The sequence below is a fragment of the Streptomyces sp. NPDC001544 genome (assembly GCF_042894285.1).
Taxonomy (GTDB): domain Bacteria; phylum Actinomycetota; class Actinomycetes; order Streptomycetales; family Streptomycetaceae; genus Streptomyces.
Map to the genome: position 1 here is coordinate 59,877 of NZ_JBIAVN010000003.1, position 20,207 is coordinate 80,083.

Annotated in this window: 21 protein-coding genes and 1 pseudogene; 15 read left to right on the forward strand and 7 right to left on the reverse strand. The window is 71.5% G+C overall.

Annotated features, from left to right (window positions below; genetic code table 11):
* Positions 1–37 precede the first annotated feature (37 nt).
* A complete protein-coding gene (locus ACFY0F_RS10145; protein ID WP_388791484.1) occupies positions 38–220 on the reverse strand; it encodes a hypothetical protein in 183 nt (60 codons plus the stop codon).
* A gap of 234 nt (positions 221–454) precedes the next feature.
* Between ACFY0F_RS10145 and ACFY0F_RS10150 the strand changes: the two genes are divergently transcribed.
* The 7 genes from ACFY0F_RS10150 (at position 455) to ACFY0F_RS10180 (ending at position 8,421) form a co-directional block, all read left to right on the forward strand.
* Complete coding sequence (locus ACFY0F_RS10150; protein ID WP_388791486.1) at positions 455–1,333, forward strand: GntR family transcriptional regulator; 879 nt, start codon at positions 455–457, stop codon at positions 1,331–1,333.
* Entirely contained in the window at positions 1,282–2,070 is a 789-nt protein-coding gene (locus ACFY0F_RS10155) for an HAD family hydrolase (protein WP_388791488.1), read from the forward strand. Before ACFY0F_RS10150 ends, ACFY0F_RS10155 begins: the two co-directional genes overlap by 52 nt.
* Positions 2,071–2,295: 225 nt before the next feature.
* Complete coding sequence (locus ACFY0F_RS10160) at positions 2,296–3,132, forward strand: GntR family transcriptional regulator (RefSeq protein ID WP_388791490.1); 837 nt, start codon at positions 2,296–2,298, stop codon at positions 3,130–3,132.
* Between the two features lie 96 nt (positions 3,133–3,228).
* Entirely contained in the window at positions 3,229–4,362 is a 1,134-nt protein-coding gene (locus tag ACFY0F_RS10165; protein WP_388791492.1) for a phosphotransferase family protein, read from the forward strand.
* Positions 4,363–4,614: 252 nt separating this feature from the next.
* Positions 4,615–5,679 carry a phosphotransferase gene (locus ACFY0F_RS10170; RefSeq protein ID WP_388791494.1) on the forward strand — a complete coding sequence of 355 codons (1,065 nt, stop codon included), beginning with the start codon at positions 4,615–4,617 and terminating at the stop codon, positions 5,677–5,679.
* A gap of 10 nt (positions 5,680–5,689) precedes the next feature.
* Positions 5,690–6,328: a TetR/AcrR family transcriptional regulator gene (locus ACFY0F_RS10175; RefSeq protein ID WP_388791496.1), complete on the forward strand. Its 639-nt coding sequence runs from the start codon at positions 5,690–5,692 to the stop codon at positions 6,326–6,328.
* A gap of 62 nt (positions 6,329–6,390) precedes the next feature.
* Complete coding sequence (locus tag ACFY0F_RS10180; protein ID WP_388791498.1) at positions 6,391–8,421, forward strand: HelD family protein; 2,031 nt, start codon at positions 6,391–6,393, stop codon at positions 8,419–8,421.
* Here the strand turns inward: ACFY0F_RS10180 and ACFY0F_RS10185 are convergent.
* Positions 8,418–9,284: a nitroreductase/quinone reductase family protein gene (locus tag ACFY0F_RS10185; protein ID WP_388791500.1), complete on the reverse strand. Its 867-nt coding sequence runs from the start codon at positions 9,282–9,284 to the stop codon at positions 8,418–8,420. The genes ACFY0F_RS10180 and ACFY0F_RS10185 overlap by 4 nt on opposite strands.
* A 155-nt stretch (positions 9,285–9,439) precedes the next feature.
* Here ACFY0F_RS10185 and ACFY0F_RS10190 point away from each other — a divergent pair, with 155 nt between their 5' ends.
* The 3 genes and pseudogenes from ACFY0F_RS10190 to ACFY0F_RS10200 all read left to right on the forward strand — a co-directional run.
* Positions 9,440–10,063: an RraA family protein gene (locus ACFY0F_RS10190; RefSeq protein ID WP_388791502.1), complete on the forward strand. Its 624-nt coding sequence runs from the start codon at positions 9,440–9,442 to the stop codon at positions 10,061–10,063.
* A gap of 11 nt (positions 10,064–10,074) precedes the next feature.
* Entirely contained in the window at positions 10,075–10,542 is a 468-nt protein-coding gene (locus ACFY0F_RS10195) for a hypothetical protein (protein ID WP_388791504.1), read from the forward strand.
* Positions 10,543–10,554: 12 nt separating this feature from the next.
* Positions 10,555–10,749: pseudogene (locus ACFY0F_RS10200) on the forward strand (hypothetical protein); the annotation flags it as partial.
* 18 nt (positions 10,750–10,767) lie between these two features.
* Here the strand turns inward: ACFY0F_RS10200 and ACFY0F_RS10205 are convergent.
* The gene (locus ACFY0F_RS10205; RefSeq protein ID WP_388791506.1) at positions 10,768–11,508 is read right to left on the reverse strand and encodes a VOC family protein; all 741 of its coding nucleotides are present in this window, start codon (positions 11,506–11,508) and stop codon (positions 10,768–10,770) included.
* 109 nt (positions 11,509–11,617) lie between these two features.
* Here ACFY0F_RS10205 and ACFY0F_RS10210 point away from each other — a divergent pair, with 109 nt between their 5' ends.
* The 3 genes from ACFY0F_RS10210 to ACFY0F_RS10220 all read left to right on the forward strand — a co-directional run bounded on the left by ACFY0F_RS10210 (position 11,618) and on the right by ACFY0F_RS10220 (position 13,221).
* Positions 11,618–12,097, forward strand: a complete 480-nt coding sequence (locus tag ACFY0F_RS10210; RefSeq protein ID WP_388791508.1) for a helix-turn-helix domain-containing protein — start codon at positions 11,618–11,620, stop codon at positions 12,095–12,097.
* Positions 12,098–12,174: 77 nt separating this feature from the next.
* Complete coding sequence (locus tag ACFY0F_RS10215) at positions 12,175–12,777, forward strand: hypothetical protein (protein WP_388791510.1); 603 nt, start codon at positions 12,175–12,177, stop codon at positions 12,775–12,777.
* Between the two features lie 99 nt (positions 12,778–12,876).
* On the forward strand, positions 12,877–13,221 hold the full coding sequence (locus ACFY0F_RS10220; protein WP_388791512.1) for a DUF2516 family protein: 345 nt from the start codon (positions 12,877–12,879) through the stop codon (positions 13,219–13,221).
* A 648-nt stretch (positions 13,222–13,869) separates the two neighbouring features.
* On the opposite strand, the gene ACFY0F_RS10225 is transcribed toward ACFY0F_RS10220, so the two are convergent.
* The 3 genes from ACFY0F_RS10225 to ACFY0F_RS10235 all read right to left on the reverse strand — a co-directional run bounded on the left by ACFY0F_RS10225 (position 13,870) and on the right by ACFY0F_RS10235 (position 17,516).
* Positions 13,870–15,180 (reverse strand): PP2C family protein-serine/threonine phosphatase, encoded by a 1,311-nt coding sequence (locus ACFY0F_RS10225; protein WP_388791514.1) that lies wholly within the window; start codon positions 15,178–15,180, stop codon positions 13,870–13,872.
* A gap of 294 nt (positions 15,181–15,474) precedes the next feature.
* Positions 15,475–16,566 (reverse strand): NlpC/P60 family protein, encoded by a 1,092-nt coding sequence (locus ACFY0F_RS10230; RefSeq protein ID WP_388791516.1) that lies wholly within the window; start codon positions 16,564–16,566, stop codon positions 15,475–15,477.
* Positions 16,567–16,778: 212 nt separating this feature from the next.
* A complete protein-coding gene (locus ACFY0F_RS10235) occupies positions 16,779–17,516 on the reverse strand; it encodes a class I SAM-dependent methyltransferase (RefSeq protein WP_388792389.1) in 738 nt (245 codons plus the stop codon).
* A 313-nt stretch (positions 17,517–17,829) separates the two neighbouring features.
* Here ACFY0F_RS10235 and mshA point away from each other — a divergent pair, with 313 nt between their 5' ends.
* Complete coding sequence (gene mshA, locus ACFY0F_RS10240; protein ID WP_388791518.1) at positions 17,830–19,167, forward strand: D-inositol-3-phosphate glycosyltransferase; 1,338 nt, start codon at positions 17,830–17,832, stop codon at positions 19,165–19,167.
* Positions 19,160–19,663 carry a YbjN domain-containing protein gene (locus ACFY0F_RS10245; protein WP_388791520.1) on the forward strand — a complete coding sequence of 168 codons (504 nt, stop codon included), beginning with the start codon at positions 19,160–19,162 and terminating at the stop codon, positions 19,661–19,663. Before mshA ends, ACFY0F_RS10245 begins: the two co-directional genes overlap by 8 nt.
* A 34-nt stretch (positions 19,664–19,697) precedes the next feature.
* Here ACFY0F_RS10245 and ACFY0F_RS10250 read toward each other — a convergent pair whose 3' ends face one another.
* Positions 19,698–20,201 carry a hypothetical protein gene (locus tag ACFY0F_RS10250; RefSeq protein ID WP_388791522.1) on the reverse strand — a complete coding sequence of 168 codons (504 nt, stop codon included), beginning with the start codon at positions 20,199–20,201 and terminating at the stop codon, positions 19,698–19,700.
* Positions 20,202–20,207 lie beyond the last annotated feature (6 nt).

Consider the following 20,207-nt stretch of genomic DNA (forward strand, 5'->3'; position numbering starts at 1 on the left):
AATTCCGACGGACCAGTCAAATCCGCTTCTACATCGTTCAGGCCTGCGTCATGAGCAGTACGAGCAGCACGGCACCGATGGAGGAGCAGGTGGTGTTGTTGCTCTTGATCCCGGCTCCGATGAGGAGCAGGGACAGTACGCCGACTCCGCCGTAGCGTGTCTGGATCACCTGCTCGAAGCCCATGGAGAGGGCAGCGGCGACCAGTTGGGTGAAGATCATGACTCCCCCTGTCATCGCATGCGTCATGCGATCAACTTGTAGCCCGATTGGGCTGGTAACACCCACCTTGTTTGTGCCCTACGCGTGTGATCCCTTAACTGCACTGAGTATTTGACCGATGATTTGACTGAAAACCGGCCCGCGCGACCAACTATGGCCAAGTTGTCGAAGCTTGGTCTGTCGTCATAAACAACTGTGAAACAACTCCCCGAAGATGGATCAAGGTTGTAGCGTTTGGTCGTGACCAAGGAGCACGTCGCTGTGGACCGCAGCAAGAGGTTCTCGCCCCGGGAGATCGCCGACGTCCTGCGGGAGCGGATCCGCGTCGGTGACCTGAAGGCGGGTGACCGCCTGCCCACACAGGCGGAGCTGGCCGACGAGTTCGGCGTGGAACGCGGTGCCGTGCGTCAGGCCGTGCGACTGCTGGCCGACCTGGGGCTGCTGCGCGATGTCAGCAAGGGCAGTCCGCCCCGCGTCGCGGAGCCGGCCACGGCCAGGAGCGGACCACAGCCGACGATGGTGGGCCTGTCGCCCAGGCTGACGGATGCGTTCGCGGTCCCGCACGTCCGCATCGACGTTGTCTGCCACACGGCCGAGACGCTGATGCTGGCCCTCGGCGAGCCGCTGCGACTGATCCACGAGGGCCGTGTCCGTCCCGACGCCATCGACGTACGGATCCTCGTGCCCTCCCGGGACATCAACCTCGCCTTCCCGGTCTCCGTCGAGGGACGGAGCGACGAGGACCCGGTACACAAGCGCTGGCTGGCCATGCGCAACGCCCAGGGGCAGGTCCTCCAGCACAACCTGGAGGCCCTGCGGTCCACGCACGGCATCGAGGTGCGGGTGGCCTTCCGCGCACTGCCCTTCACGCCCCCGGTCAAGATGTACCTGCTCAACGGCGAGGAAGTGCTGCTCGGGTACTACATGCTGACCCGGCGGGAGGAGAAGTGGCAGAGCCAGACGCTCGACATGTACGACGCCCTCGGGTCCAAGTCCCTGCTCTTCTCCTTCGAGCGGAGGGCCGGCGAGCGGGACGCGGCGTTCCTGGCCGAATCCCAGAAGTGGTTCGACGCCCTCTGGGAAACCATCAGTACGGACCTGACACTCTCCTAGTGACTTCTGATACGGCACAGACCGATCTGGTGGCACGACAGAGAGCGGCGCTCCTGCGGGATCTGGTCAGGAACGCCAGGGTCGTGCTCTGGGACTTCGACGGCCCGATATGCAGTCTGTTCGCGCGCCACTCGGCCCATCGGGTGGCCGCCGCTCTGAGACGGTGGCTCAGGGAGCGGGGCCTACGAGAACTGCTGGCGGAGGTCGCGCAGCAGTCCCCGGACCCGCACGAACTCCTGCGCGCCGTGTACTGCCGGCGGCCCGGCAGCGACCTGGTCGCCGAGTTGGAGGAACGTCTCACCAGAGAGGAACTCCTCGCGACCGCCGGTGCGATGCCCACCGCCCACGCGGACCCGCTGATCCGCACCTGGACGGCCGTCGGCTCACGACTGGCCGTCACCAGCAACAACTCCGCGCGGGCCGTGCGGGCTTATTTGGCCAACCGTGGACTGCTGGACTGCTTCGCCCCGCACATCTACGGCCGGACCCAGGACCTCGGACTGCTCAAACCCGATCCGTACTGCCTCAACCGCGCGCTGACCGCGATGGGAGCCGCGCCCGCCACCGCACTGATGATCGGTGACGCTGTCACCGATTTCGCCGCGGCCTCGCTCGCGGGTGTGTCCTTCATCGGGTACGCAGCCGACCAGGAGAGGCTGAAGGCCCTGGAGGAGGCCGGAGCCCAGGTGGTCGTGGACTCGCTCGACACGCTGCTGCGGGCAGTGCGGGAGACCTGACGAGGCGTCGCCCGATCCGGGCCCCCCAATGGCGCACCACGTGGCGCTCACCCGGCCGACCGGTCAGGCCGAGTTGAACGGATCACGCACAAGGGGAACCTGCAACTATCGGTCCAATGAGTGAATTGTGCGATCGAAAGTAGTGCGTTCCTGGTGCACGGGGGATAGGTTCGGCCTGTGGCTACCTCAGGACGTACAGAGAGCGGAGAAAGGGCATCCACTTTGGTGGAGTCCACGATCCGCGAGAAGTTGGCGAACGGGAGCTACCGGCTCGGCCAGAAGCTGCCGACACAGGTGGAACTGGCCACGGAGTTCGGTGTCAGCCGGGACACCATCCAGCGGGCGCTGCGCAAACTGAAGGCGGAAGGCTGGGTCGAGACCCGGCAGGGCAGTGGTATGCGCGTCGCGCGGGTGCAGGAGGTGGAACCACCGGACCGGCACCCCGAGCGGCGGGGAACCGCGTCCCTCGGCTCGCTGATCCACTACGCCTTCGAACAGCCCGAGGTCAGGCTGGACACCTTCGCGCTGACCTCCGAAACACTGTGGAACCATCTGAATGCCCAGGTCGACCGGGTGATCAATCGGGAGATCAGGCCCCCCGAGCTGGTGCACATGCGCATACTGCTGCCCTCGGAGACGGTGAAGCTGGCGTATCCCGCGGCCAAGGACCCGGAGGACGAGCGGGCCTGGCAGCGCTGGCGGACCATGGCCCGCAGGTACGCCGGCGAGATCAAGGACCTGCTGAAGAAGCTTGAAGCGCTGAAGGTGAAAGACGCCCATGCGGAGATCCGCCGGGTGCCCATGACCCCGCAGCACAAGCTGTACGTGGTCAACAACGACGACGTGCTGTTCGGTCTGTATGAGGTGTTCGAACGCACGATCCTCCTGGACGACGGAGACTCCGTCGAGGCACTGGACGTGCTCGGCCTCGGCTCGGTGCTCTCCCACTACCGCAAGGACCCCGAGGGCGTGGAGTCGCACGAGGGCCGGATCCACGCGACCATGCAGGCCAGTTTCGAGTCGTACTGGAAGCACCTGAGCCACGTCGACACCACTGTGTGACTGACGAGGAATCACCCATGGTGGCGGCGAGGCGTCGTGCGGTCCCACATAGTGACATGACGTGTGAACGCCCCCCGCGCCCACTATTCTCCGCGCATGTTGCACCATCCGCCCCGCTGGGCGCACCAGTCCCTCGTGCGCGTCTTCGCGGAGGCGCGGCGCCGCGGCTCCGACGGGCTGGTGGTTTCCGGCCATCACAACATCAACCGGATCGCGGCACTGCGGCAACCGCTGGCCTTCCTCCTCCGGCAGCCGTCCGGGCGCACTCCCGCCAAGTTCCGCACGCCCTTTCCCACGGTCGAGGTGGTGCCTCGTATCTGGCCCAGTGAGGCCAGAGTGCTGCGTGCGCTGGAAGGCCATGTGAGGGGTGTCCCGCGTTGTCTGGCCGACTTCGGAGAATGGTCGCTGCACGAGTACATCGACGGACAGCCCCTGGCCGAGGCCGTCCCGGACGGGCCCATCGGCAGCGAACGGATCATGGCGCTGGCCGAGATCTTCGCGTGCATGGCCGGTGTGCCCGAGGGCGAGCTGCCGCCACTTCCGGCGGACTGGCCGCGCCCCGCCGACAGCCGCGGCTTCCTGGAATGGCTCGCACGGTTCGCCAAGGAGCGGGTGTACAAGGTCAATCAGCCCCGTTTCGGTGCGCTGTTCGATGCGATCGGCGTTCCGAGGGACGCCATCGACCGCTTCATGGGCTCGGTGCCCGCCATGACCCCGCGTCCCTTCGTGCTGCTCCACACGGACGTCCATCGCGCCAACGTGGTGGTGGTGCGCACCCCGCACGGCGAGCGACTGTCGTTGATCGACTGGGAACTGGCCCTCTTCGGCGACCCGCTGCATGACCTGGCGACCCACCTCGTGCGGATGGACTACGACAAGACGGAGCAGGAGCTGATGGTGCGCATGTGGACGGACGCCATGCGCCGCGCAGGCCACGAAGGGGTGTCGGCGGGCATGGAGACCGATCTTCCCGTATACCTGGACTTCGAGTACGCCCAGTCGGTGTTCCCCGACGTGATGCGGGCCGCGCTGCTTCTTCCGCATCGTCCCGGTGAACGGGATCTCGCTCTTGCGGCCGGGCGTATCCGCCGGGCTCTCCAGCGTGCACGGGAGCCGCTGGGGCTCATCGAGGAGGTGGGGGAGGAGCAGGTGGTCGTGCACGCCTTGCGTGAGTGGGACGCGGCCGACGAGGGACGGCGGTTGCTGCGGGTCGGCCACAGGGGCGGCTGACACGGGGAGCGGCGGCGAAACCGTTTCGTGATGATCGGGAGCGTACGGACGGTTTCGGTGTGATACACCCTGTTCCCGATGTATTGTTCCGCGATCCCGGACCGGTCCGGTCCGGGTCGGCGGGATGTCCGCAGTGCATGAGGCTTTCGCGTCGCGGCTTTCGCCTCGCGGGGCCTCGGCGGTCGTAGCCAACTCCTGCTGTGCAGTGCTCCGAGGCGATGTCGGCGCCAGGGTGACCGAAGGGAACCCGCTGTGAGTAAGCCACAAGCTCGAAGGTGGGCGGATGAGCTGAGCGGCGACGAGAACGTCGTCGTCGGACCGCTCAGGGGGTACCACCACGAGACGTACGTCTTCCCTCTCCCGGGCAGGGGCAGGTACAAGTGCCGGGAGCCGCGACCAGGACTGTTCTGGTTCGACCGGAGATGCTTCGCGTCCGAGGAACAGTTGCTCCGCGACCTCTCCGGGCGCATATCCGGGATACCGGACGTCATCGAAGTCGATGGCCTGAAGTTGCAACGCTTCGTCGAGGGGCAGACCCTCGGTGACCTGCTGAGTGACGGCCTGGCCGTGCCCCGTGCGGTGCTCGCGCAGATCCTCGCCCTCTTCGAGCAGTTGGCCCGGGTGACCACTGAAACCCTCTCGGTGGACCGCTGTTGCACCACGCTGGACCGGCCGGAGGACGGTGACAGCGACGGGTTCATGGAGTGGTTCGTCCGCTTCACGGAGGAACACGTCTACCGGGGCAATCTGCCTGCCTTCGAAGGGCTGTTCGCGGACCTGGGTGTGGGCGACGAAGGCTTCAAGTACCTCCGCAAGCACGTCTCGGGTCTGAGGGAGCGCCCGTTCTGCCTGCTCCACGCCGACCTGCACCGCGAGAACCTCATCGTCGACGACGAATTGCGCCTGTGGACGATCGACTGGGAACTGGCGACGTTCGGCGACCCGCTCTACGACCTCGCCACCCATCTGCATCTGATGCGGTACCCGGTCCGGCAGGCGCGGGCCGTCGCGCATCGATGGGCCGAAACGGTCGAACAAGTCCGTCCCGGCAGCTCGGTCGGCTGGGAGCACGATCTCCCCCTGCTCCTCGGCTACAAACGGGCCCAGTCCCTGTTCACCGACGTCATCCGGACGGCTCTGTCCCTGGATGCCGGACCGGAGGAATCGCCACGGCAGCTCGTCCGGGCTGCGCTCAAACTGCGCCCGGTACTGGCCGACGCCGCACTGCCGCTGGGGCTCGACTCCGTTCCGGGCCCCAGGCGGATCGTCACGGCACTGGTGCGCTGGCGGCGCGAGCACGGGGTGCCGCCTGCGTAGGCTCGCTGCCATGGATGAGCAGATCGGCCTCCGCGAGCGCAAGAAGCAGCGGATGTACCAGGACGTGTCGGACACCGCCGTACGGCTGTTCCTCGAGAAGGGTTTCGACGCCGTGTCCGTCGCGGAGATCGCCGCCGCGGCCGGGATCTCGAAGCCGACGCTGTTCCGGTACTTCCCGGCCAAGGAGGACCTCGTCCTGCACCGGATCGCCGATCACGAGGACGAGGCCGCGCGCGTGGTCGCCGGTGCCGCCTCGCCGCTGGAGGCGCTGCGGCGTCACTTCCTGGACGGGCTCGACCGGTGCGACCCGATCACCGGGCTGAACGACGACCCGGGCGTGCTCGCCTTCCACGCGCTGCTGTACGGCACCCCGGCGCTGGTGGCGCGGCTGCACGGGTATCTGCGGCGGTCCGAGGACGCGCTCGCCGGTGCCCTCGGCGGTGATCTGGACGCGCGACTGGCCGCCGGGCAGATCACCGCCGTGCGGCGGATCCTCGCGGAGGACAACTGGCGGCGGATCGCGGCGGGGGAACGGGTCGCCGACGTGCGGGCGGGCGCGGTGGCGGCGGCGGAGCGGGCGTTCGACCGGCTGGGGGCGGGGCTGCCGTGGCTGGTGGGGGCGGCGGAGCGGGGTTCCGGGCGAGGGTGACCCTTATCGTAACTCGGTCAAAAATCTGACCGGGTTACGTATTTCCGGGTAGGGTGACGGCCATGACCTCACCCCGCCCCGCACTCACGGACTCCCTCCACCGTGAACGCGCCTACCACGAGAGCTGCCGCACCGCCCTCGCCGCGATGGTCGACGGCGCCCGGGAACAGGTGGTGACCGGTGAGGACGTCTCCGCCTCCGGTGCCGACGCCGAGGTCCTCGGTCACCGTCTGCGCAGCCGGGCCAAGGCGCTGAAGGAACTGCCCGAAGGGCCGCTGTTCTTCGGGCGGCTCGACTTCGACGGCACGGACGGCGAACACGACGGGCAGAGCTACCACGTGGGCCGGCTGCGGATCACCGAAGACCCGGCCGCCCCGCCGCTCGTCGTCGACTGGCGGGCCCCCGTCTCCCGCGCCTTCTACCAGGCGAGCGCCCGCGACCCGCAGGGCGTCCGCGTACGCCGCCGCTTCGGCTGGGCCCCGGGCAGCCGCGGCGACTCGGCCGACCTCACCGGCCTGGAGGACGAGCACCTGGGCCGGGGCGAGTCGGGGAGCGGCGAGATCGTCGCCCGGGAGATCGAGCGGCCCCGCGTCGGGGCCATGCGGGACATCGCCGCCACCATCCAGCCCGAGCAGGACGACCTGGTCCGCGGCGAGCTCACCGAGTCGGTCTGCGTGCAGGGCGCCCCCGGCACCGGCAAGACCGCCGTCGGCCTGCACCGCGCCGCCTACCTCCTCTACACCCACCCGCAGCGCGTCCAGCGCGCCGGACTGCTGATCCTCGGCCCCAACCGCACCTTCCTGTCCTACATCGCCGAGGTGCTGCCCTCCCTCGGCGAGACGGGCGTGCGGCAGACCACCCTCCTCGAGGAGATCGCCCCCCACCCGGTCACCGGCAGCGACGGCGAACGGGCCGCCGTCGTCAAGCACGACGCCCGCATGGCCGAGGTGCTGCGCCGAGCGCTGTACGCGCGCGTGTCCGCCGACGGCGCCGAGTCGCTCGCCGTGCCGGACGGGTCGTACCGGTGGCGGGTACCGGCCGGCGAACTCGTGGAGATCCTCGAAGGGGTGCGGGCCGAGGAGCCGCCGTACGCGGTGGGCCGCGAGCGGGTACGGACCCGGGTCGTCCGCCTGCTGCAGCAGCAGGCCGAGCGGCGGGCCGGGCCGAGGCCGGCCGCGTGGGTGCGGAAGATCGAGCGGGCCCGGGCGCTGAGCGCGTACGTCGACATGGTCTGGCCGAAGGTCCGGCCGGAGGAGGTCGTCGCCGAACTCCTCACCGACGCCGCGGTGCTGGCACGGGCCGCCGACGGGCTCCTCGACCCCGACGAGCAGGAGGCGCTGCTGTGGGCCCGGCCGCCGCGCTCGTACAGGTCCGCCCGCTGGTCGGCCGCCGACCTGGTCCTCCTCGACGAGGTCGCCGGGCTCATCGAGCACCCGGAAGGGTACGGCCACATCGTCGTCGACGAGGCGCAGGACCTCTCCCCGATGGAGTGCCGGGCCATCGCCCGCCGGGCCGCCTTCGGATCGCTGACCGTGCTCGGCGACCTGGCGCAGGGCACCACGCCGTGGGCGGCGCGGGACTGGCGCGTGACGCTGCGGCACCTGGGCGAGCCGGACGCCGCCGTGGTGCCGCTGACCACCGGGTTCCGGGTGCCGGCCGCGGTCCTCGACCTCGCGGGCCGGCTGCTGACCCGCCTGGACGTCGCCGTCCCCGCGGCCCGCTCCCTGCGGGCGGAGGGCGAACTGCGCATCCGGCGGGCCGATGACGTACCCGGCGAGACCGTGGCGGCCGTACGGGACGCGCTCACCCGGGACGGCTCCGTCGGCGTCGTCACCGCGGACGCCGACCTGACCCGGGTGCGCGACGCCCTCACCGCGGCCGGGATCGACACGGCCGGCCCCGACGAACTCGGGGCCCGGGTCACGCTCGTCCCCGCGACCCTCGTCAAGGGCCTGGAGTACGACCACGTCATCGCCGTCGAGCCGGCCGCCGTCGCCGAGGCCGAGGCCCGCGGCCTGCACCGGCTGTACGTGGTGCTGACCCGGGCGGTGTCACGACTGGACGTGGTGCACGGGCGGCCGTTGCCGTTCTAGCGCGACGACTGCCGGGCGGCGCCGTCGAGGAGCGGGACCAACTGCTCCTCCTCGTACGCCAGATGCGCCTCCAGCTCCTCGGTCAGCCGTACGACCTCGGCGCGTGCCCCGGCCCGGTCCTCGGCGGCGACCGCCCGGCGCAGCTCCTCGACGAGCACGGCGACCCGTTCGTGCTCCCGGCGCAGCCGCTCCCGGACCGGGGCGAACTCGGGGTGCCGCTCGGTGAGGAACGGGAACATCATGGTGTCCTCGCCGGCGTGGTGGTTGTCCAGACCCTGGCAGAGCGTGAGGCAGTTGACCCGCAACTGCGCGCCCAGGGTGCTGCCGTCGCCGGCCATCTCCTTGCGGATCAGGGCGAGTTCGCGCCGGAAGACATCGTGGACCAGTCTGATCGCCTCGCCCGGCGAGCCGGCCTCGATGTGCCCCGGGCCGGGTCCCGCGATCCGCTCCAGGGCGACGACCGGGATCACCCGCCCGGCCTTGCGCTGGTACTCCGCCCAGCCCGGGTCGGCCTCCACCGCCCGCGCGAAGGCCTGCTCGCGCTCGTCGCCGGCCAGGACGACGGCCCGCGCCTCGTAGGTGAACACGCCGCTCTCGACGGTCACCCGCGGATGCGCGAGGAGGTTGCGGTACCAGTCCGGATGCCGGGGTGAGCCGCCCGCCGAGGCGATGACCAGGACGCGGTCGCCGCCGTCGGGAAGATAGGCGACGGGGGTGGTGTGCGGGGCTCCGGTGCGGGCGCCGGTGGTGGTGAGCAGCAGCAGACGGCCGCCCTCGAAGGGGCCGCCGACGCGGCCGTGGTTCGCGCGGAACTCGTCGATGACGCGGCGGTTGAAGTCGTACGGATCGAAGTCGCTGGGCACTCTCTGTCTTTCCTTCCTCTGCTGTCGTTTCTCGCGGACGCAGAGGAAGAGGCGGGCTCCTGGCCCGCCGCGGCCTCACTCAGAGGCCGGGCACCCAACTCGCTCACGGCACAAGGCCGACCCGGCAGTCATGGCGGCGACGCTATCGTGCCCCCATGACCGACGCCACCGATTTCCAGTCCGTCCCGACCACCACCCTCGCCGACCTCCTGGGCCACGCCCAGGTCATGGACTTCCGGATACGCCCGCTGTGGGGCCCGGTGCCGCGCATGGCCGGACCGGCGTACACCGTCAGCTGCCCTCCCGGCGACAACCTGATGCTGCACGCCGCGATCCACCGCGCCGAGCCCGGCTCGGTGATCGTGGTGGAGTCGGGCGACCTGGAGTACGCGCTGGCCGGCGGCAACGTCTGCGCGGTGGCGCGGCGGCGCGGCATCGCCGGGTTCGTCGCCGACGGGCTGGTCCGCGACCTCGCCGAGATCCGGGAGATGGGCTTCCCCGTCTTCGCCCGGGGCGTCGTCCCGATCCCGGGCGCCAAGTCCGCCGTGCGGCCGCTGAACCGCCCGGTGCGGTGCGGCGGGGTACGGGTCGCCGCCGGGGACCTGGTGGTGGCCGACGAGGAGGGTGTCGTCGTCGTCCCGGCCGGGCACAGGCGGAAGGTCCTCCAGGACGCCCGGGCCAAACTCGCCAAGGAGGCCGGCGAAACCCTGGACGCCTGGGAGGCGGCACACCGCACCCGGATCGACACGATCCTCGCCGGGAACGGCTTCGAGGGCTGATCCTGGAGGCGATGCTCCTCTTCCTCGACGTCGACGGGACGCTCCTCCCGTACGGCGCGCCCGATCCCTACCCGGTGTACGAGGCCTCCGTACCGCGGACCGCCGCCGGCCATCCGCTGCTGCACCGGGTGGATCCGGCCCTCGGCCCCCGGCTCGCGGCACTGGGCTGCGAGCTGGTCTGGGCGACCACGTGGCTCGACGACGCGAACACCTGCCTGGCCCCCTGGCTCGGCCTGCCCCGGCTGCCCGTCGTGGACTGGCCCGACGAAGACGGGCCATCGGGCCCCCTGCACTGGAAGACCCGGCCCCCAGGGGGTGCCTTGTGGATCATGCCGGGGTCGCGGGGTCTGGCACGCACATCTGCGGCGTTGTCGTCGGTCCCCGACGCTCCGCGTCGACTCCCTCCTCCGCCTTGCAGCTGCACGCACCAGACCCCGCTCGGCCCGGCTGGAAGGCGCCGTCGGTCCAGACCGGCCTGATCCACAAGACACCCCCTCGTCGCCTGGGCCGCCGGCCGTCCCTTCGTCCGGCTCGACGACGAGATCACCGGGACCGACCGTGCCTGGGCGGCCGCCCACCACCCCGGGCGCGCCCTCCTGCACCGCGTCGAGCACCGGTACGGGCTGACGGACGCCGACTTCCGCGTGCTGGAGACGTGGCTGCTGGACCCGGGCCCGAGGCCGTAGCGGGCCCGGCGTGCCGCGTCAGGACCTTGCGAGGACGCAGAACTCGTGGCCCTCCGGGTCGGTCAGGCACGTCCACGGGACGTCGCCCTGGCCGACGTCGAGATCGGCGGCGCCGAGGGCCCGCAGCCGGGCCACCTCCGCCGCCTTGTCGTCACCGGCGCCCGGTACCAGGTCGAGGTGGACGCGGTCCGGCACGGTCTTCACGCCGGGCGTGCGGAGGAACTCCAGATACGGGCCGACACCCCGGGCGGAGCGCAGCGCCGCGAGCTCGTCGGTCACCTCGTGCGGGGTCCAGCCGATCGCCTCGCCCCAGAACCGGGCCATGGCCCGCGGATCCGCGCAGTCGACCACCACCGCGGCGATCGGCCCGGTGTCCCGGTAGGTCTCCCGGGGCTCCAGCACGCAGAACTCGTTGCCCTCGGGGTCGGCGAGGACCGTCCAGGGCACGTCCCCCTGGCCCACGTCGGCGGGGGTCGCACCGAGAGCCTTCAGCCGCGCGACCAGTTCCGCCTGATGGTCCGCGGAGGTGGTGGCGAGATCGAGGTGCACCCGGTTCTTCGTCGTCGTCTTGGCTTCCGGGACGGCGATGACGTCGACGCATACGCCGACCGGGTTCCGCCAGTCGAAGCCGTCGGGGAGGGCGGCGGTCGCGCCGGCTCCCTGGCTGGTGACGCGCCAGCCGAGCGCCTCCGCCCAGAACCGGCCGACCTTCGAGTCGTCGACGGCCTTGATGTTCACCTGGACGGGTAGCAGCGCCATGCCGGTGATCCTATGCACCCGCCCCGCGGCGACATCCGTCCTCGTGACACGGCGCACTATTGCAAGCAGGTGCTTGCAATAGTTAGCGGAGGTGTAGCAAGGTGGAGGCATGGCATCGCTCAACGTCGGCAATCTCGGTGACTACCTGCGCGAGCAGCGGCGAAACGCCCAGCTCTCGCTCCGGCAGCTCGCCGATGCCGCCGGGGTGTCCAATCCGTATCTGAGCCAGATCGAGCGCGGGCTGCGCAAGCCGAGCGCGGAGGTGCTGCAGCAGGTCGCCAAGGCGCTGCGGATCTCCGCCGAGACGCTGTACGTGCGGGCCGGGATTCTCGACGCCGAACGCGACCGGGACGAGGTGGAGACGCGTGCCGTCATCCTCGCCGATCCCACGCTGAACGAGCGGCAGAAGCAGGTGCTCCTGCAGATCTACGAGTCCTTTCGCAAGGAGAACGGATTCGGGATCGACACCTCGGGCGAGGAGAGCACGGATGCGGACCTCGCGAGCGGAGCCGCCGCCGTGCGCGGCACCCGCACGGCCGACGGCGACGAAGCCGGTGCCGGCACAGATCCGCGACAGACGGCCAGTTGAACCGGACCAGGGCGCCGGCCGCCCTGCCGCGGACCACAAAACCCTCAGCCGAACGTGAATCCGGGAGGACCATCACCATGGCCATCACCGACGACCTGCGCAAGACCCTCAGCGACCCGACTCCGCTCTACTTCGCCGCCGGTACCGCCGACCTGGCCCTCCAGCAGGCCAAGAAGGTGCCCGCCCTGGTCGAGCAGCTGCGCACCGAGGCCCCGGCCCGTATCGAGGCCGTGCGCAACACCGACCCGAAGGCGGTGCAGGAGAAGGCCACGGCTCGGGCCAAGGAGGCGCAGGAGAGCTTCCAGACCAAGGTCACCGAGTTCTTCGGCGCCATCGACGGCGACCTGAAGAAGCTCGGCGAGTCCGCCCAGGACCTGGCCCTGCGCGGTGTGGGTGTCGCCGCCGAGTACGCCGTGAAGGCCCGCGAGACCTACGAGAAGGTCGCCGAGCACGGTGAGCTGACCGTGCGCACCTGGCGCGGCGAGGCCGCCGAGGAGATCGAGGACCTGGCCGTCGCCGTCGAGCCGAAGGGTGAGCCGACGCTGTCCAAGCCCGCCGTGGCGGAGCCCGTCACGCCGGCCGACGTCAAGCCCGTCGCGGACAGGAAGCCCGCCGCGAAGAAGGCGCCGGCGGCCCGCAAGGCCACCCCCGCCAAGAAGACCCCGCCGCCCGCGAAGTGACCGACGGCGTGTGCACGGGCCGGGCACCCCTGGGGTGTCCGGCCCGTTCTACGGGTACGGTGGCCGCGTAGGAATCGGGAGAGAGCGGGCGGTGGCAGCATGCTGATGTTGGGCTTCGCGGGGTTCTTGGGACTGCTGAAGATCGTCCTGATGGCCCTCGCCGCGTTCGGGCTGTTCGACGCCGCGTTCCGGCGCGAGGACGCCTTCCGCGCGGCCGACAAGCAGAACAAGGTGTTCTGGCTGATCATCCTGGCCCTGGCGCTCGTGGTGAGCTACCTGTTCTCGATCCTGTCCATCCTGCCGATCGCCGGCGTGGTGGCGAGCATCGTCTACATCGTCGACGTACGTCCCGCGCTGCGGCAGGTCTCCGGCGGCAGCGGCTGGGGCCGCCGCCGCGGCAGCAGCAGCGACGGTCCGTACGGCCCGTACAACGGCGGCCGCTGACCCCGGACGTCGTCCGCCGACCTCCCGGACCACGCCGCCAGGCCGTACGAACGACGGGGAACCGAGCCCCTGGCAGAGCCACGCCACGACACCCGACCCCGCGGATCCACCGCCCCGCGCCGACGGGGTCCCGTTCGGGCCGGTGGCGGACGACCGGCGTCAGGCCGTACAGCGGGGCCCGCTGGGTCCGGAAGGCAGCGGAGCCCGGCGGCGAGCGCCAGGTCACGCGGGCCCACCGCCCCGCGTCGGCCGGATCCCGTTCGGCGGGTGGCGGACGACCGGCGTCAGGCCGTACAGCAGGGGCCCGCTGGGCCCGGAACGCAGCAGCGGGGGTCCGATGCGGCCCGGAAGGCGGCAGAGCCGGGCGGCGAGCGCTAGGGCACACGGCTGGCGTGGGACCGCTGCCCCGCGTCGGCCGGGCCCCGTTCGGGCCGGTGCCGGACGACCGGCCGTCAGGCCGTGCACGCGGGGCCCGCTGGGCCCGGAAGGCGGCGGAGCCCGGCGGCGAGCGCTACGGCACCCCGGCCCCGTGGGTCCACCGCCCCGCGTCGGCCGGGTCCCGTTCGGGCCGGTGGCGGACGATCGCCGTCAGGCCGTGCACGCGGGGGCCCGCTGGGCCCGGAACGCCGTTGAGCCCAGCGGCGAGGGCTACGGCACGCGGTCCAGCAGGACCACCGCCACGTCGTCCGTGAGTTCGCCGCCGTTGAGGTCGCGGACCTCGCTGACCGCGGAGCGCAGCAGGTCCTCGCCGGTCAGGCCCCGCTCCAGCTGGCGGCGGACCATCGCCACCATGCCGTCCTGACCGAGGCGTTCCCCGCCCTTGCCGACCCGGCCCTCGATCAGGCCGTCCGTGTAGAGCATCAGGCTCCACTCGGCGCCCAGCTCCACCTGCATCCGCGGCCAGCGGGCGCCGGGCAGCAGGCCGAGCGCGGGACCGTTGTTGTCCTGCGGCAGCAGTTCCGCGGGCCGTCCGGGGCGGGCGATCAGCGGGGAGGGGTGACCGGCCAGGCACAGGCCGGCGCGGCGGCCGTCGGGGGAGAGGTCCACCGTGCACAGCGTCGCGAAGATCTCGTCGTCCGCGCGCTCGTGCTCCAGCACCTGCTGCAGCGTGTTCAGCAGTTCGTCCCCGCACAGTCCGGCCAGCGTCAGCGCCCGCCAGGCGATGCGCAGCTCCACGCCGAGCGCCGCCTCGTCCGGGCCGTGACCGCAGACGTCGCCGATCATGGCGTGCACGGTGCCGTCGGGTGTGCGTACGCAGTCGTAGAAGTCGCCGCCGAGCAGGGCACGCGAGCGGCCCGGCCGGTAGCGGGCGGCGAAACGGAGCGAGGAGCCCTCCAGCAGAGGCGTGGGCAGCAGGCCCCGCTCCAGCCGGCGGTTCTCCTGGGCGCGCACCCGGCCCTCGGCCAGCCGCCGCTCGGCCGTGTCCGACCGCTTGCGCTCGACGGCGTAGCGGATGGCGCGGCTGAGCAGCCGGCCGTCCAGTTCGTCCCGGAAGAGGTAGTCCTGGGCGCCGACGCGCACGGCCTCGGCGCCGCGTTCGGAGTCGCCGGAGGCGGTGAGCGCGAGCACGGCGTGCCGGGGCGCGAGTTCGAGCACGTGCCTCAGTACGGCGAGCTCGTCCCCGCCGCCACTGCCGCCGGGGGCGGGCAGCGCGAGGTCCAGCAGGATGCAGTTGACGTCGTCGGTGAGCAGCCGCTCGGCCTCGGTGAGGTTGCGGGCGGTGCGCACACGGATCGGCTTGCCGGCCGAGTCGAGCAGCTCCGGCACGAGCGGCGAGCCGGCGGGGTCGTCCTCGATCAGCAGCAGGGTGAGAGCGGCGTCGGCCGCGGTGGTGTGGGTGGCGGCCGCGTCGCGGTCGGCCTCGTCCTTGTGGGGGCCGCCGGCGGCGCGGGCGGCGGTGGGCGCCTGACCACTCTCCGCGGCCGGGATCGCTCGCTGCCGCGGTATGGGTGCGGGCATCGTCCTGGGTTCCTTCCCTCCCCCCGAGGGCGTGGCGGGGCGAGGGACCTCGACCCACCCGGTGGGGACCATAGCGGTACTCGCCACCGCAACGGAATGGTGTGGACCGGACCGCCCGGCAGGCAGCCGGTGTCATATGCCGTCGTACCCACCGCAGTTGGACAGGGGGGCGGCGGGGCGGGAATGACGAAGCTCACGTCCTGCCGGGGTTTGCACCGCTGTTGGGCGTGTACTGGGTCACATGGCGTGCATCACGCCAGTACTGGGCAATACGGAAGCTTCCGGACATCTGCCTCACGCGTCCGGCCGTACCACCCCGAGTATCGGCATCGACCCGGCCCCCGTGAGCGTCACCGTCCGTCCAGGGCGTGGGGCGTGGATGATGGCGCCGTCGCCCACGTACATCGCCACATGGCTGGCGTCCTTGAAGTAGATGATCAGGTCGCCGGGCCGCATGTCCTCGACGTCGACGTGCTTGAGCTGCTTCCACTGCTCCTGCGAGGTGCGCGGGATGGGGTGCCCGGCGCTCGCCCAGGCCTGCGAGGTCAGGCCCGAGCAGTCGAACGAGCGGGGGCCCTCGGCGCCCCACACGTAGGGCTTGCCCATCTGGTGCGTCGCGAACGCGACCGCCTTCTTGCCCTGCCCCGACGCCTTGCCCTTGATCTCGTCGAGGACGCCGGTGTCCAGCCAGGCCGTCTGTGCCTTCGCCGCGGCCTGCTGCTCCAGTTGGGCGAGCTTCTCCTTCTGTTTCTTCGCCAGCCGGTTCTCGAGCTTCTCGGCGGCCGCGATCTGCTGCTTGATCCTCTTCTTGGCGGCGGCCTTGGCCTTGCGGTTCGCCTCCAGCTTGTCCCACTGGGTGGAGGCGTCCTTCGCGTAACTCTTCAAGTCGGTCTGGGTGCGGGTCATTTCCGCGATCAGGTCCTTGGCGGCCCGTTGGCCCTGGAGCACCCGCCCGGCCCCCTCCAGGAACTGCTCCGGGTCGTCGCTCAGCACCAGCTTGGCCGCGTCCGGCAGTCCGCCGCCGCGGTACTGGGCGCGGGCGGCGGCTCCCGCGCGGTCCTTCAGCGTGTCCAGCTTCTTCTGGCCCGCGACGATCTTCTTCGCCAGCTCGACGATCTCGGCGGACTGCTTGTCGGCCTTCTCCTCGGCGGCGTTGTACTCGTCGGTGGCCACCGCCGCGTCGTGGTAGAGGTCGTCGAGTTTCTCGCGGACCTTCTCCAGGTCCTTGTCCGGCGGGAGGGCCGGTGGGGCGCCGCGGGACGCGCTGGGGGAGGCCGCGGGCGTCGGCCTGGGACTGGCGAAGGCCGTGCCCGGCGCCGACAGTACGGTGACCGCGCAGACCACGGTCACGGCAGCCGCGAGCAGACCACGCTTGCCCGTGCCCATACCGGTGCCCCCAAACTGATTAACCGTCAGTAACTTGGTGCCTGGGGGATCGTGCCACGGCGCGGCGCAAAACGACAGGGTCCGCGCCCGGTGAGTCCCTCCCCGCCACCCCTTCCAGGCATGACGATGCCGCCGTCTTTGTGACGTACGACTCACGGAGACCGTTCCCGGGGGCGGCGACCGCCTGATGGCCTACGGGTGGCCGGGGCGACTCAGCCCCGTGGCGCCAACGCCTCCCACGCCACGGTCACTTCCCCCTGCCGCCACCTGACCGGCGAGTCCGTCACCGGCCAGTCGGCCGTCAGGTCCCGCACCGAGCGGGCCCAGCGCTGGCGGGCCCCGTAGGAGGCGTAGGGCGCGGCGGCGGCCCAGGCGCGGTCGAAGTCACGCAGGAAGGAGTGCACCGGCTCGCCCGGCACATTGCGGTGGATGAGCGCCTTCGGCAGCCGCTCGGCCAGGTCCGACGGGCGTTGCAGGGACCCCAGCCGGGTCGCGAAGGTGACCGTCCGCGGCCCCTCCGGGCCGAGCGCGACCCACACGTGCCGCCGCCCGATCTCGTCGCAGGTCCCCTCCACCAGCAGCCCGCCCCGTGCGTGCCCGTCCGCCGGGGCGAGCCGCGCGCACAGCCGCTGCCAGACGCCCGGCACCTCGTCCTCGTCGTACTGTCTGAGCACGTTCGCGGCCCGGATGAGCTGGGGCCGGCCGGGGACGGGCACCTCGAAGCCGCCGTGCCGGAAGGTCAGTCCCTCCCGCTCGTAGGGCTTGGCCGCCGCGACCCGGGCGGGCTCGATCTCGATGCCGACGACACGCGCGCGTGGCGCCGCCGTGCGCAGCCGGGTGAGCAGTTCGACCGCCGTCCAGGGCGCGGCCCCGTACCCGAGGTCGACGGCGACCGGGTCGGCCGCCCGGCGCAGCGCGGCGCCGTGCGTGGCCGCGATCCAGCGGTCCATGCGGCGCAGCCGGTTGGGGTTCGTCGTCCCGCGCGTCACCGTTCCCACGACGGGGGTCCCCCCGCCCGGGCGACGCCGAGGGTGGGGGAGGGCGGCCACACGGATTGTCATGCGTACGAGGGTAAGCGTGACGGGGTAGGCGGATTCCGACCGTGGTGTACGCAGTCCAGTCTCGAACGGTTGATCGAGCCTGGGCAATGATTGGGCAAAGCCGCATGGCCGGGAAATGGAGTGGGGCCGTTCGCTGTTGCATCCCCTGGGAGGGTGCGGCGCGTCCTCCGACCGGCATGCCCGCAGCAAGGAGGAACGCCACGTGAGCCAGTACGTCAGCAGGCTCGGGCGTCGCTCTCCGGCGGCTCCCTCGCGGCTCAGGCTGCACCGCAGGCCCCGCCGTGTCGCCATGCTCTCCGTGCACACCTCACCGCTCCACCAGCCCGGCACCGGCGACGCCGGCGGCATGAACGTCTACATCGTGGAGCTGGCACAACGCCTCGCCGCGATCAACATCGAGGTGGAGATCTTCACCCGCTCGACCTCCGGAGGCCTCCCGCCCAGCGTCGAACTGGCCCCGGGCGTCCTCGTCCGGCACGTCGACGCGGGCCCCTACGAAGGTCTCGCCAAGGAGGACCTCCCGGCCCAGCTGTGTGCCTTCACGCACGGCGTCATGCAGGCCTGGGCCGGCCACCGCCCCGGCCACTACGACCTGGTGCACTCCCACTACTGGCTCTCCGGGCACGTCGGCTGGCTCGCCGCCCAGCGCTGGGGCGTCCCCCTGGTGCACGCCATGCACACCATGGCCAAGGTCAAGAACGCCAACCTGGCCGACGGCGACACCCCCGAACCGCCCGCCCGGGTCATCGGCGAGACGCAGATCGTGGCCGCCGCCGACCGGCTGATAGCCAACACCGCGGAGGAGGCCGACGAACTCGTCCGGCACTACGCGGCCGACCCCGGCAAGGTCGCCGTGGTCCACCCCGGGGTGAACCTCGACCGCTTCCGCCCGGCCGACGGCCGAGCCGCCGCCCGCGCCCGCCTGGACCTCCCGCAGGACGCCCTGATCCCCGTCTTCGCCGGCCGCATCCAGCCCCTCAAGGCCCCCGACATCCTCCTGCGGGCCGTCGCCGTCCTCCTCGACGAGCGGCCCGAGCTGCGCTCCCGCATCGTCGTGCCCATAGTCGGTGGCCCCAGCGGCAGCGGCCTCGCCAAGCCGGAAGGCCTGCAGAAGCTCGCCGCGCGGCTGGGCATCGCCGATGTCGTACGGTTCCGCCCGCCCGTCGGGCAGGAGCAGCTCGCCGACTGGTTCCGGGCCGCGTCCGTGCTGGTCATGCCGTCCTACAGCGAGTCCTTCGGCCTGGTGGCGATAGAGGCGCAGGCGGCCGGGACCCCGGTGCTCGCGGCGGCGGTCGGCGGACTGCCGGTGGCCGTACGGCACGAGGAGACCGGATTCCTCGTACAGGGCCATGAACCGGCCGACTACGCGCGCGTGCTCGGCCGGTTCGCCGACGCCCCGGAGCTCGCGGCCCGCATGGGCGCGGCCGCGGCACATCACGCGCGATGTTTCGGCTGGGACGCCTCGGCCGCCGCCACCGCCGACGTGTACACGGCCGCGACGCAGTCCCACCGTCGTCGCGTACGCTCCCACCATGGGTGATGCGCAGAAGGCGGCCACGCAGGTCATCGAGGGTTTCCTGAAGGACGCCGAGCTGGAATGGGAGAGCCCCGGGCCCGGCAACTACGTCGTCAAGCTCCCCGGCACCCGCAAGCTGTCGACGACCGTCTCCCTCCTCGTCGGCCGCCACTCCCTCTCCCTGAACGCCTTCGTCATCCGCCACCCGGACGAGAACGAGGCCGCCGTCCACCGCTGGCTCCTGGAGCGCAACCTCAAGCTGTACGGCATCGGTTACGCCGTCGACCAGCTCGGCGACGTCTACGTCACCGCCCGGCTGCCCCTCGCCGCCGTCACCGCCGACGAGGTCGACCGCCTGCTCGGCCAGGTCCTCGAGGCCGCCGACGGCAGCTTCAACACGCTCCTGGAGCTCGGCTTCGCCTCCGCGATCCGCAGGGAGTACGCGTGGCGGGTGTCCCGCGGCGAGTCGACGCGCAACCTGGACGCCTTCGCGCACCTGACACAACGCTCGGCCGAGTGACCGCGGCCCCGTCCTGCGGCCTGTCCGACACCCCCTAGGACGGGTCCGGCTCGGGCGTCGTGCCGCCGCTCGGCTCGGGTGTCGCGCCGCCGCTCTTGTCCAGCTCGTCGGCGAACGCCCGCAGGGCGTCGGCCAGTTCCTTCTTGGTCGGCAACTGGTCGACCTTCTTGTCGAGTTCCGTGATGCGCCGGTTCAGCTCGTTCAGATCGCCCGGAGGGGTGGACGCTCCCCCGCCGTCGGAGGGCTCGGGGGACGGGACCGGGTCGTCGGGTGAGGTGGACGTCGGATACGGATCGGTGCCGCCGGTGACGCCCACGGTGCCTCCCTCGGAGGGATCCCCGCCGGGCGTGTCCCCGGAGCCCGAGTCCGAGTCCGAGGGGACGGTGCTCGTGACCCGCTGCCGGGGGCCGGAGTCGTCGCCCGACGACGCGGCCAGGGCCACGCCGACGCTGAGGGCGACCAGGGCCGCGGCACCCGCGACGGCGGTAGCGAGACGCCGGAGCGGCAACGAGCGGGTCTTCGGCGAGTGGGTCTTCATGGATGG

Bases quoted from the DNA above. Each gene is read 5' to 3' on its own strand.
- ACFY0F_RS10225 (WP_388791514.1), bottom strand. From the start codon at position 15,180: ATGCCCGCACCCATACCGCGGCAGCGAGCGATCCCGGCCGCGGAGAGT.
- ACFY0F_RS10235 (WP_388792389.1), bottom strand. From the start codon at position 17,516: ATGGACCGCTGGATCGCGGCCACGCACGGCGCCGCGCTGCGCCGGGCG.
- ACFY0F_RS10190 (WP_388791502.1), top strand. From the start codon at position 9,440: ATGACCGACGCCACCGATTTCCAGTCCGTCCCGACCACCACCCTCGCC.
- ACFY0F_RS10245 (WP_388791520.1), top strand. From the start codon at position 19,160: ATGGGTGATGCGCAGAAGGCGGCCACGCAGGTCATCGAGGGTTTCCTG.
- ACFY0F_RS10145 (WP_388791484.1), bottom strand. From the start codon at position 220: ATGATCTTCACCCAACTGGTCGCCGCTGCCCTCTCCATGGGCTTCGAG.
- ACFY0F_RS10250 (WP_388791522.1), bottom strand. From the start codon at position 20,201: ATGAAGACCCACTCGCCGAAGACCCGCTCGTTGCCGCTCCGGCGTCTC.
- ACFY0F_RS10195 (WP_388791504.1), top strand. From the start codon at position 10,075: ATGCTCCTCTTCCTCGACGTCGACGGGACGCTCCTCCCGTACGGCGCG.
- ACFY0F_RS10220 (WP_388791512.1), top strand. From the start codon at position 12,877: ATGCTGATGTTGGGCTTCGCGGGGTTCTTGGGACTGCTGAAGATCGTC.
- ACFY0F_RS10165 (WP_388791492.1), top strand. From the start codon at position 3,229: ATGTTGCACCATCCGCCCCGCTGGGCGCACCAGTCCCTCGTGCGCGTC.
- ACFY0F_RS10175 (WP_388791496.1), top strand. From the start codon at position 5,690: ATGGATGAGCAGATCGGCCTCCGCGAGCGCAAGAAGCAGCGGATGTAC.
- ACFY0F_RS10210 (WP_388791508.1), top strand. From the start codon at position 11,618: ATGGCATCGCTCAACGTCGGCAATCTCGGTGACTACCTGCGCGAGCAG.
- ACFY0F_RS10215 (WP_388791510.1), top strand. From the start codon at position 12,175: ATGGCCATCACCGACGACCTGCGCAAGACCCTCAGCGACCCGACTCCG.
- ACFY0F_RS10205 (WP_388791506.1), bottom strand. From the start codon at position 11,508: ATGGCGCTGCTACCCGTCCAGGTGAACATCAAGGCCGTCGACGACTCG.
- ACFY0F_RS10230 (WP_388791516.1), bottom strand. From the start codon at position 16,566: ATGGGCACGGGCAAGCGTGGTCTGCTCGCGGCTGCCGTGACCGTGGTC.
- ACFY0F_RS10180 (WP_388791498.1), top strand. From the start codon at position 6,391: ATGACCTCACCCCGCCCCGCACTCACGGACTCCCTCCACCGTGAACGC.